Below are 10,022 nucleotides of genomic sequence, written 5' to 3' on the forward strand. Positions count from 1 at the left end.
CGGCCCAGGGCGACCACCCGGCACGAAGAATCGCAGGCCGGCGCCCCGTTACGACGTCGGGAAGACCGTCAAACGCGAACCCACGCTCGAAGCCCACCACGCCAAGATCGCAGCGGCGGCTTAAAAATCAAGCTAAGGCCTGACCTGCGGGAACGCACTGTCGGCCGGAGGTGCTCTGCACTCTCGGTGCAACTCTCGGTCCACCGGTTGTGCTACAGGCTCATCACCGGCTACGAAAATCTTGTAGGAGCCGAAGACCGTACAGACCCGCTCACCATCCGGCGGTGACGTCGGTGGGCCGGGCGAAGCTGGTGTTGCCGTCGCCAGGCCACCGCTTCAGGAGACCGGTGGAGTCGTCGCGGGCGAGAAGGTCGGCCTTGCCGCCCTTCGTGGTGCGGCCGGCGACAGTCTGGGTGAAGGCCCAGCCGTCGGTCAGCCTGACAGGGGTGTTGAAGTAGCCGCCGGGGTTGTGGGTCCACATCCACAGGATGCCGTCGGTGTCGCGGGCGACGAGGTCGGCCTGGCCGTCGCCGTTGAAGTCGGCGGCGGTGGTCTGGGCGAAGTTCCAGTCGGAGGTGAGTCTGATAAGGGAACCGAAGGTGCCGTCGCCGTGGCCGGGCCAGATGTAGAGGTTGTTGTCCGCGCCCTTGGCCACCAGGTCGGTCTTGCCGTCCCCGTCGAAGTCGGCGGCAATGGTCTGGGTGAAGTTCCAGCCCGAGGTGACCTGGACAGGGTAGGCGAAGGTCCCGTCGCCGTTGCCCTTCCAGAGGTAGAGGACGTTGTCCGGGCCCTTGGCGAGGATGTCTGCCAGGCCGTCGCCGGTGAAGTCGGCGAGGGTCGTCTCCGAGAAGTCCCGCCAGCCGCCGGTGACGACGACGGGGGCGCTGAAGGTGCCGTCGCCCCTGCCGTACCAGGCCTTCAGGTTGCCGGTGAAGTCCTCGCGGGCGAGGAGGTCGGCGACGCCGTCGCCGTTGATGTCGCCCATCGCGGTCTGGGACATCGCGGTGGCGACGCCGGGGTTGCCCCGGGCGAGGGTGTCGGCGAGGAGTTTGGTACCGGTGTCGTTGAAGTGCAGGTTGTCGTTCCGGTCGTAGAGGCCGTCCCGGAGGCGGCTCGGCATCAGCGGATCGCGTGCCGCCAGGTCGAAGTCCGCACAGCCGTCGAAGTCGTGGGATGAGCGGAGGTAGCCGTTGACGGCCTGTCGGACGTTCTCCCCGGCGTCGCTGTAGTGGGTGCTGCCGCCGAACGGCGGGATGGTCGCAACGAGCACACGCATCCCGTAGGTGCGTGCCCGGGCCGCGACCTGCCGGACGCCGCTGATCAGATCGGTGGCGGAGGCGTTGTGCAGGCCGATGTCGTTGATGCCCTCGTACAGCACCAGGGTCCGCGCGTCGGGCTGGGAGAAGACGTCGCGGTCGAGGCGGTTGAGCGCGCTCACTCCGGCCCCGCCGGTGGTGTCGGTGAGCAGCGAGTTCGCGGAGAGACCGACGTTGGCCACGCCCGTGTTCGGCGAGCTGGCGCGAACGTCGGCGGCGTAGTAGTCGGGCCAGCGGTGGTTGGCGTCCATGGCGGTGTGGCCGCCGTCGGTTTGGGAGTCGCCGAGTGCGACGACGGTGCCGCTGCCGTTGTCAGTCGCGATGTCGACACCCGTGAGGAAGGCCCAGAAGGAGAACTGCCCGGGGTAGCCGGTCGCGTCGGGGTCGGCACTGTGGTCGCCCGCGCCGGGCTCGGTGGTGTAGGAGGTGCTCAGTGCCCAGTCGTGGATCGGCGCGACTCGCACCGGTCCGGGCAGGTAGACGCTGACCAGGAGGTTGTCGCCCTGGCTGATCGGGAAAGCGATCGGGTCGCTGTAGACCTCGCCGCCGGCCGGGACCATGGTCTGCTGGGAGCCGCCGAAGGTCAGCGACACCGGGGTCGCCTTGGGAGTGCCGTGATCGGCCTGGACGGCCAGGGTGACGTGCCCGAAGGTCACCGGGGACGGGGAGAGGGCGTTGGTCAGTCTGATCCGGACCGTGTCTCCCGTGAGGTTCGGGTGGACGGTCATCCGCAGGGTCTGCCCGGTCCAGCCGCCGCTCTGCGGAACGGGACTGGCCACACCCATCGCTGTCGCCCAACTGGCCTCCCATGTCTTTCCGTTGGGGGCGGATGTGGTGTCGCGCACGGCGAGGTCGAAGACGTGCAGTGACGGCCTACCGCTGCCGGTCACCCCGCCGACGTTCGGCAGGGTGACCGAGGTGATGGCCTTGTCCCGGACGATCGGGACTGAGACCGCGTAGAGCTGGGCCTCAGCGGTCCGGGTCCCGGAGGCGGTGTTGCGGTGTGGGAGGGTGAGAGCCGCGCCAGCGGCATCACTCAGGGACCAGTCGCCCACGGTGAGGCTGTAGTCGCTACTCGTTCCGTCGCTGTAGCGCACCGTTCCACTGCCGGTCACCGGGCCGTTGGTGGCGGTGGCGAGGAAGCTCAGCGCGCTGCCGCTGCCGCTGACCGCGACGGTCTGGCCGGCGGCGAGGACGTTGTCCGGGTGGCCGGGAGCGACGTCGACCCGGGAGAAGGTGGCGCCGCTGACGGTGATCCGCGCACGCTGAGACCAGCCCGCCGCGTCGAGGTCGGAGGCGGAGAGGGTGTCGCCGTCGCCGTCGAGGTCCCCGGCCGAGGTGTCGGTGTCCGCGGTGACGGCGGTGTTGTTGAACAGGGCGGTGAGCGGGCTGCCCTGGGTTGCGGCCAGCGCGGGGGCCGCTCCCAGTGACGCCAGGCAGGCGCCCAGGACGGACAATGCCGCCAGCGCCGCGATCGGGCGTCCGGCGGCGTGAGGTGCTCGGCGCAGGATGTTCATACAGTCCTTTGGGATGATGTGGCGATCCGTCGAACGGCGGGCTGCCTCCCCGGCGGTCCGGGGAGGCAGCCCGCGAGGTGTGTTACCAGGCGCTGGTGAGGGCGTAGGAGCGGGTGAAGGTGCCGTCGCCGTTGCCGGCCCAGACCATGAGGTTGCCGGTGGTGTCGTCACGGCCGATCAGATCGGTCTTGCCGTTGCCGTCGATGTCGGCAGCGGCCGTCTGGCTGAAGTTCCAGCCGCTGGTGATCTGCTGGGGCGCCCCGAACGAACCGTTGGAGTTGTGCAGCCACATCACCAGGTTGCCGCCGGAGTCGCGGGCGATGAGGTCGGCCTTCCCGTCGCCGTTGAAGTCGGCGGCCCGCGTCTCGGTGTAGTCCCAGCCGCCGGTCTGCAGATGCGGTGCGCCGAACGTGCCGTCGCCATTGCCCGGCCACGTGTAGAGGTTCCCGTCCGAGCCCTTCGCGATCAGGTCGACCTTGCCGTCCCCGTCGAAGTCGGCGGCGGCCGTCTGCGTGTAGTTCCAACCACCCGTCACCTCATGCGGTGCACCGAAGGTGCCGTCACCGTTCCCGTACCACATGTACAGGTTGCCGTCCGAACCCTTCGCGATGACGTCCGCCTTGCCATCACCATTGAAATCGCCCACCGTCGTCTCGGTGAAGTTCCAACCCCCCGTCACCACCCTGGGCGCAGAATACGAAGCACCCGTGCCGTGCACCCACATCATCAGGTTCCCGGTCGCATCGTCCCGAGCGATGATGTCCGCCTTCCCATCACCCGTGAAGTCCGCCGCCGCCGTCTGCGAGTAGTGCAGGACCGTCGTGGGGTACGGGTCTGCGGTGTCTGTGCCGAGGCCGTACTTCGGACCGCAGTTCGGCCAGGTGTTTTCGCCCTGCTTGGCGAGGGCCTTCTCGGCTATCAGGATCTGCTGCTGCTTGGTCGCCTGGTTGGCGTAGGGCGCGTACGCGGTGCCCCCGTAGGCCTCCCAGGTTCCCTTGTCGAACTGGAGACCACCGTAGTAGGTGACTCCGCCGAGGACATCGACGATGTCCCACTGGCCGCTGCTCTCGCACTGGGCGACCTTGTCCCAGGTGTTCAGCGAGGCGGCGTTCGCCGACCCGGCTCCCGCCAGTGCGGTGGTCACGAATGCGGCGGCGGCAAGCACTGCGGCGGACTTCTTCATCTGTGTTTCCTTCGGTGGGGATTGCATGACGATGCGTCGGTCGATGACGAGGTGTGTGTTACCAGGCGCTGGTGAGGGCGTAGGAGCGGGTGAAGGTGCCGTCGCCGTTGCCGGCCCAGACCATGAGGTTGCCGGTGGTGTCGTCACGGCCGATCAGATCGGTCTTGCCGTTGCCGTCGATGTCGGCAGCGGCCGTCTGGCTGAAGTTCCAGCCGCTGGTGATCTGCTGGGGCGCCCCGAACGAACCGTTGGAGTTGTGCAGCCACATCACCAGGTTGCCGCCGGAGTCGCGGGCGATGAGGTCGGCCTTCCCGTCGCCGTTGAAGTCGGCGGCCCGCGTCTCGGTGTAGTCCCAGCCGCCGGTCTGCAGATGCGGTGCGCCGAACGTGCCGTCGCCATTGCCCGGCCACGTGTAGAGGTTCCCGTCCGAGCCCTTCGCGATCAGGTCGACCTTGCCGTCCCCGTCGAAGTCGGCGGCGGCCGTCTGCGTGTAGTTCCAACCACCCGTCACCTCATGCGGTGCACCGAAGGTGCCGTCACCGTTCCCGTACCACATGTACAGGTTGCCGTCCGAACCCTTCGCGATGACGTCCGCCTTGCCATCACCATTGAAATCGCCCACCGTCGTCTCGGTGAAGTTCCAACCCCCCGTCACCACCCTGGGCGCAGAATACGAAGCACCCGTGCCGTGCACCCACATCATCAGGTTCCCGGTCGCATCGTCCCGAGCGATGATGTCCGCCTTCCCATCACCCGTGAAGTCCGCCGCCGCCGTCTGCGAGTAGTGGAGCGTGACGTCGAGGACGTTGTTGTAGCGGAAGGGCAGGAAGCCGCCGCCGGTCATCTCGCTGCGGTCCATGGCCCGGTATCGGGCGGTCGTGCCCTTGTGCGCCTCCTCGTAGACCATGGCCGTGGAGTGGCTGGAGTCGGTCCACTGGTCGAACAGCACGGTGTGCGTGTTGATGTTGTTGATGGCGTCGCCCTGCTTGAGGTCATCCAGGCTGCCGAGCCGGGTGGCGAACTGGTCCATCGTCTGGGTCGTGAAACCGTAATTGGTGCCGCTGGTGTCGATGTGCCAGGCCATCGACACCAGGCCGGAGCAGTCCTGGCGATACGTGCCGTTGCTGTCGTTCCAGTCACTGTCCTGGTTGTACGGCACGTTCTCGTTGACCCAGGACTGGGCGCGCACGGTGATCTCGGAACGCGTGATCTGGCCCCCGGTCGAGGACGTGCCGACGGCGTGGGCCGCGGTGGTCGTGAGGGCCGTGGTGGCGATCGCTCCGGAAGCTGCGACAGCGACGGCGAGGGCTATGCGGACGAGCTTGGAGGCCTTGGTAGGCAAGGGCGTACTCCTGATTCGGTAGTTGGTGGCTGGAGCCGACACACCACGCTGGTGGTCATCGCCGGGCCCAGGCCTGGCTTTGTTCACGACTTCCGACAGCGATTGTTCAGCTCGTCGGGAGGCGGTCTTCCTGAGCGGAGTCGTTGTTCACGAGAACGGGCGGCACCCTGTTGAGGTGGCGGCAGCCGGATTTCGGGATCGAACTCGCCAGCCGCCGTGACACGGCGCAACCGCCATCGCGGGCCTGTCCCGGAATGGCGGTTGCGCCGCGCTCAGGTCAGCCGGGTGGCGGCGTATGCCTCGATGGCGTCGCGCTGGTACGCGGCCAGACCCGGGGCGATCGCTTCGTAGGCGGTGCGCCAGGTGTCGTTGTCCACGCAGGAGCGGCCGATGGCGCGGTACTCCTCGGCGGACACGGCGCGCAGTTCCATCAGGGCCCGGTACTGAGCGTCGATCTGGGCCTGAACGGGTTCGGCGTCGGCCGGGAGGCCGGTGGTCAGGAGCTCGGCAAGCCGAATCATCTGTGCCGTGCGCTCGCGCTGCCCGGCCTCGACCTCGGCCGGATCCATCGTGGCGGTCCGCCGGGTGGCCGCTTCGGCGAGCTCGGGGAAGTCGCGCAGGCTGTCCTCGTACTGGGAGGGCTGGACGCCCTCGAAGAGGTTCTCCGGGCGGTTGATAGTCGTGGGGTTGCCGTCCTTCCTGGACTGCTCCAGTTCGGCGATTGTGCGGGAGACGGTGTCGGCCAGGGCATCGAGCCGGTCCCGTTCGGCGAGCAGCCGCTGGTGGTGGCTCCGCAGGGCGTCCACCTCGTCGACCTGCGCTGCAAGGATCCGGCCGATCTCCGGCAGCCCGACGCCCAGCGCCCGCAGTACGAGGATCTGCTGCAGCAGCAGAAGCTGGTGCTCCTCGTAATAGCGGTGGCCGTTGGCGCCGATCCGGGCCGGCGGCAGTAGGCCGGTCTCGTCGTAGTGGCGCAGTGTCCGGGCGGTCACGCCCGACATCCGGGCCACCTCTGAAATCGGCCAGTCCATCACGGCTCCTGCATGTGTGTCGCCGGGCCGGTCTCTCCGGCCCTGACCATGACGGTAGGAGCTGCCGCAGCGGCAACTTCAACCCCGAGACCCATGGCGACCGTCGGGGGCGGCGCCTCCATGGCAGCCCGTCATCTACAGGAACCGACCCGGCTCGTGCTCACCGCCCTGGCCGACACCCCCCCCGGCACGGCTACGCGATCGTCCAGGAAGTCCTGGCCATCTCCGGCGGCCGCACCAAACTGCTCACCGGCACCCTCTACACCGCCCTCGACCGCCTGCTCCAGCAGGAACTCATCCAGGTCGACCACGAGGAGGTCGTCGCCGGAAAACTGCGCCGGTACTTCACCCTGACCGACCAGGGCCGCGACGTCCTCACCGCGGAAGCCGAGCGCCTGCGCGCAGGCGTCACCGAGGCCGAACGCCGCCTCGCCCTCGGCCGGCACCAGCCGAACGGAGGCACGGCATGACCGCCTCGCCCCTGACCACACCCACGAGCATTCCGGCGCCGACGCGCCTCCCCGAGCCCCGCCCGGAGCCGGTCCCACCTTGACGGACCGTCAGCAACACAGTGCACCGAACGGTGCGGCGGCAGACACCCAGGCCTGCCGCCGCACCGCCGGCCACCCGATGGACAGACCCACCAGAAGTGGCGAGGCCGCGCAGTTGGCGCGATGAGGAACGAACACGGAGTCCGCGGCGCCGCACAGCCCCAGGCCCGCCCCACCGCGCCCCCAGCAGGAACACCGCACAGCGCCGCAGCGGCAACCACCGCACGCAACCGAACCCGCCCCATCACCGGTGAGGAGCAGGGGGCTGGAGCTGCCGTGCTGGCCCGCCAGCCCGCCCACCCGCCCACCGTCCCCCTGGCCGAGTACGACGAGCCATTCTGGCCGAGCGCCTGGAGGGGCTGCGCGCGATCACGCGCGAGGCTTGGCTCACCTCGCGAACTCCAGACGCTGCGGCCGACGACAGCGCCGGACCCGCACTACCGGCGCCCCGGCCCCGTCTCCCAAGCGTGCAACCAGTGACAGTGCCGAGTAACTGCTTCTACAGTCGGGTCAGCACGGTGATCAGACGGGAGACAAGGGGTGTCCATGACGACAACCACCCGATTCGACGGCGGCTGGGGTCTGGCCCCGGTGGCTGCGTGACGTACACATCGCTGCATCGCGCCCTCGGTGTCCCGGCAGGTCCGGTCACGGAGCAGATGATCCTCGACGCCGCGGACATAAGCCTCAAGGAGGCGGAGGATCTCGACTGGAAGCTGGACGTCGACGAAGCCAAAGACGCGAAGGAATTCGCCAAGGACGTGGCGGCCATGGCCAACACGGCGGGCGGGCTCATCGTCTACGGCGTCCGGGAGGACGGTGCCGACGGAGCAGCGGAGCTGGTCGGCGTCACGAACCCGCAGCCCCACATCCAGCGGCTGCGGGCCAAGGCGACCATCGTGCGCCCGTTCATTCCAGCGCTGCGGGTCTACTCCGTCCCGCTGACGCAGCAGCAACCAGGCGGGGGAACCCACCTCATCGTGGTCGAGGTGCCACGAAGCGCAGAGGCCCCACACCTCGTACCCACCTCGAAGGAGTCCTGGGGGCTGCCCCGACGTCGGGACAGTGACACCGACTGGCTGGGCGAAACCGATCTGGAAGCGGCCTACGCGGCCAGGTTCCGGCGCCGCCAAGCCACCGAAGACCAGCTCCAGGACCTGGCCGAGCAGATGCTGACGCACCGGCTGCTCCGCGACGAGTCGAGCATCTGGGTCACCGTCAGCACCGTCTGCTCAGTGCCGTCCACCACGGCGAGCACCGTCGACTGGAACAGCCCCGAGCCGAGCATGCTCGCCGCCATCGACGTCCTCCCGGTCGACAACCTGCTGCGGCAGGCCTTCGACATCGCGGTCCCCAAGACCGGCCTGCGCCGGGCCCTGGTCAGTGCAGACCTCACCTACACCGGTGTCAGCCAGCGGGGCCACAACCCGGGGCGCCGTCGGCGCGAGCCCTGCGGCGAATTCTCAAGGCGCGCAAAAATTACCATAAATCCCCCCAGAAAGTATCGATTCGAATTAATGCTCGATTCACACACTAAGCCGAGGCGGCGGAAAATCTACCTTCGCCAATGGCATGGCTTGAATCTTTCGACACCTTGGGTGGATTTGCTCGGGAAATTTGCCCACGTTCGGAATGTTCCACTTATTCTGCAATATTGGCGATTTGGTCAGACCTGTTCCTTTGATACTGGACCTGAAGTATGCTGCCCGCCCTGGCCGTGACGCTGTCCGACGACGCCGGTCCCTACCGGGTCGTCCCGCTGCTGGAGCTGTTCGAGGCCGACGGCTTCGAGGTTCTGGTCGGGCCGGCCCAGATGCCGTTGCCGCCGGTGTCGTTGTTGGAGACGCTGCCGCCGGCGGTGCTGGAGAAGGCGCTCTGGTGGGAGGGCCACATCCTCGAAGTGCTGCACGGACTGCCGTTCGGTGCCGCCCCGGGCACACCTCCCCGGCCGGAGTACGCGCCCGGCCAGTCGCTCACAGCCCGGCAGCAGGTCAAGGCCACCGAGCTGACACGGGCCGGGCACCGGGTGACAGCGAGCGCGGTCGGCCACCGCCGGCGCCGCTACCAGCAGCCCCGACGTCGCGACCTCAACCGCCTCGGTCCGGCGGCCGACCGGCCGCCCCGCACGCCATCGGGCACCTGTCGGCGCCCGACCCCACGGCCGGCACCCGCCGCAGCAACGTCGACGGTTCGGGTCCGGCCGGTTTCGCAAAGCGGGCCCGGACAGGCGGCGGTTCTGGCATGCTCACCCGAATGGCGGAGCGCAACGGGTATTCGGAGCCTCACGCAGAGTCAAATAGAGGGTTGGGTGGGCAGTGCAAATCAGCGCGACGGTGTTCCTCGCGATCGTCATCGTCGCGCGCCTGCGGCGCACCACTCACGCGCGCAGCCGCGTCGACGAGGCGTTCACCGTCTTCACCGCCGTCGTCTTCGGCGTCCTGATCGCCGCCACCGCCTGGGGCCACGCCATCCTCCAGCTCGTCGGCATCGCCGTCGATGCCACCCACTGACCCGCCAGGCACTCTTCCGGGCAGGCCTACCCTGATCGACGACACAGGGAGGGCCGTGGGATGGAACTGACGGCGCGCGACAAGCGCTGGATAGCCGCGGTGGCGCTGATCGGGGCGGGAGTGGCGGCGTGCTACGTCGTATGGGGCGATGAATCCGACTACCCACTCCCCTACACGCGGCGGGACGCCTCGGTCCTGCGCCGCGTCGCGCTCGCCGACCCGTCCACGAAGAACACCACCGTGGCGGCGGACGACCGCACAGTCTCGATGGAGGTCGCCTGGAGCGGCTGCGACTACAAGCCCGACCTGGTGGCACGGGAGACGGCCGAGCAGGTCACCCTGCTGCTCAGGCGCCGGGATGCCTCGGGTCCGGACATCGGATGTGAGGACGGCGGCATCGCCGAGCTCACGGTCGTCCTGCATCAGCCCCTCGGCACCCGGGCCCTGACCAACACCCTCACCGGCGAACCCGTCCCCCACACCCACGCCTAATGGGATTCGACGGGCCGTGAGGGAGACTACGGCCCGTAGCCGCCAGCAGGTGAGCACTACTCTCACCGGAGCCGTTTGAG

General features: G+C 68.5%; 9 protein-coding genes. 4 read left to right on the plus strand and 5 right to left on the minus strand.

Annotated elements, in window-relative coordinates; genetic code table 11:
- Nucleotides 1–271 precede the first annotated feature (271 nt).
- The 4 genes from ACH4E7_RS44460 to ACH4E7_RS44475 all read right to left on the minus strand — a co-directional run bounded on the left by ACH4E7_RS44460 (nt 272) and on the right by ACH4E7_RS44475 (nt 6,389).
- Nucleotides 272–2,833, minus strand: a complete 2,562-nt coding sequence (locus ACH4E7_RS44460; protein WP_396254930.1) for an FG-GAP-like repeat-containing protein — start codon at nt 2,831–2,833, stop codon at nt 272–274.
- A gap of 82 nt (nt 2,834–2,915) precedes the next feature.
- The gene (locus tag ACH4E7_RS44465) at nt 2,916–4,016 is read right to left on the minus strand and encodes an FG-GAP-like repeat-containing protein (RefSeq protein ID WP_396254931.1); all 1,101 of its coding nucleotides are present in this window, start codon (nt 4,014–4,016) and stop codon (nt 2,916–2,918) included.
- A 58-nt stretch (nt 4,017–4,074) separates the two neighbouring features.
- Nucleotides 4,075–5,358: an FG-GAP repeat domain-containing protein gene (locus tag ACH4E7_RS44470; RefSeq protein ID WP_396254932.1), complete on the minus strand. Its 1,284-nt coding sequence runs from the start codon at nt 5,356–5,358 to the stop codon at nt 4,075–4,077.
- Between the two features lie 272 nt (nt 5,359–5,630).
- A complete protein-coding gene (locus tag ACH4E7_RS44475; protein ID WP_396254933.1) occupies nt 5,631–6,389 on the minus strand; it encodes a MerR family transcriptional regulator in 759 nt (252 codons plus the stop codon).
- A gap of 14 nt (nt 6,390–6,403) precedes the next feature.
- Between ACH4E7_RS44475 and ACH4E7_RS44480 the strand changes: the two genes are divergently transcribed.
- Together ACH4E7_RS44480 and ACH4E7_RS44485 are read left to right on the plus strand one after the other, a co-directional pair.
- A complete protein-coding gene (locus ACH4E7_RS44480; RefSeq protein WP_396254934.1) occupies nt 6,404–6,859 on the plus strand; it encodes a PadR family transcriptional regulator in 456 nt (151 codons plus the stop codon).
- 740 nt (nt 6,860–7,599) lie between these two features.
- A complete protein-coding gene (locus ACH4E7_RS44485) occupies nt 7,600–8,661 on the plus strand; it encodes a helix-turn-helix domain-containing protein (RefSeq protein ID WP_396254935.1) in 1,062 nt (353 codons plus the stop codon).
- 22 nt (nt 8,662–8,683) lie between these two features.
- Here ACH4E7_RS44485 and ACH4E7_RS44490 read toward each other — a convergent pair whose 3' ends face one another.
- Nucleotides 8,684–8,833, minus strand: a complete 150-nt coding sequence (locus ACH4E7_RS44490; protein ID WP_396254936.1) for a hypothetical protein — start codon at nt 8,831–8,833, stop codon at nt 8,684–8,686.
- A 422-nt stretch (nt 8,834–9,255) separates the two neighbouring features.
- On the opposite strand from ACH4E7_RS44490, the gene ACH4E7_RS44495 reads away from it, so the two are divergent.
- Entirely contained in the window at nt 9,256–9,450 is a 195-nt protein-coding gene (locus ACH4E7_RS44495; protein WP_396254937.1) for a hypothetical protein, read from the plus strand.
- A gap of 60 nt (nt 9,451–9,510) precedes the next feature.
- Nucleotides 9,511–9,942, plus strand: a complete 432-nt coding sequence (locus ACH4E7_RS44500; RefSeq protein WP_396254938.1) for a hypothetical protein — start codon at nt 9,511–9,513, stop codon at nt 9,940–9,942.
- Nucleotides 9,943–10,022: the final 80 nt, after the last annotated feature.

Source organism: Kitasatospora sp. NPDC018058 (genome assembly GCF_044327205.1).
Lineage (GTDB): Bacteria > Actinomycetota > Actinomycetes > Streptomycetales > Streptomycetaceae > Kitasatospora.

Excerpts from the sequence above, each read along its gene's own strand:
- ACH4E7_RS44460 (WP_396254930.1), bottom strand. The coding sequence starts at position 2,833 with ATGAACATCCTGCGCCGAGCACCTCACGCCGCCGGACGCCCGATCGCG.
- ACH4E7_RS44465 (WP_396254931.1), bottom strand. The coding sequence starts at position 4,016 with ATGAAGAAGTCCGCCGCAGTGCTTGCCGCCGCCGCATTCGTGACCACC.
- ACH4E7_RS44475 (WP_396254933.1), bottom strand. The coding sequence starts at position 6,389 with ATGGACTGGCCGATTTCAGAGGTGGCCCGGATGTCGGGCGTGACCGCC.
- ACH4E7_RS44485 (WP_396254935.1), top strand. The coding sequence starts at position 7,600 with ATGATCCTCGACGCCGCGGACATAAGCCTCAAGGAGGCGGAGGATCTC.
- ACH4E7_RS44490 (WP_396254936.1), bottom strand. The coding sequence starts at position 8,833 with ATGTGGCCCTCCCACCAGAGCGCCTTCTCCAGCACCGCCGGCGGCAGC.
- ACH4E7_RS44500 (WP_396254938.1), top strand. The coding sequence starts at position 9,511 with ATGGAACTGACGGCGCGCGACAAGCGCTGGATAGCCGCGGTGGCGCTG.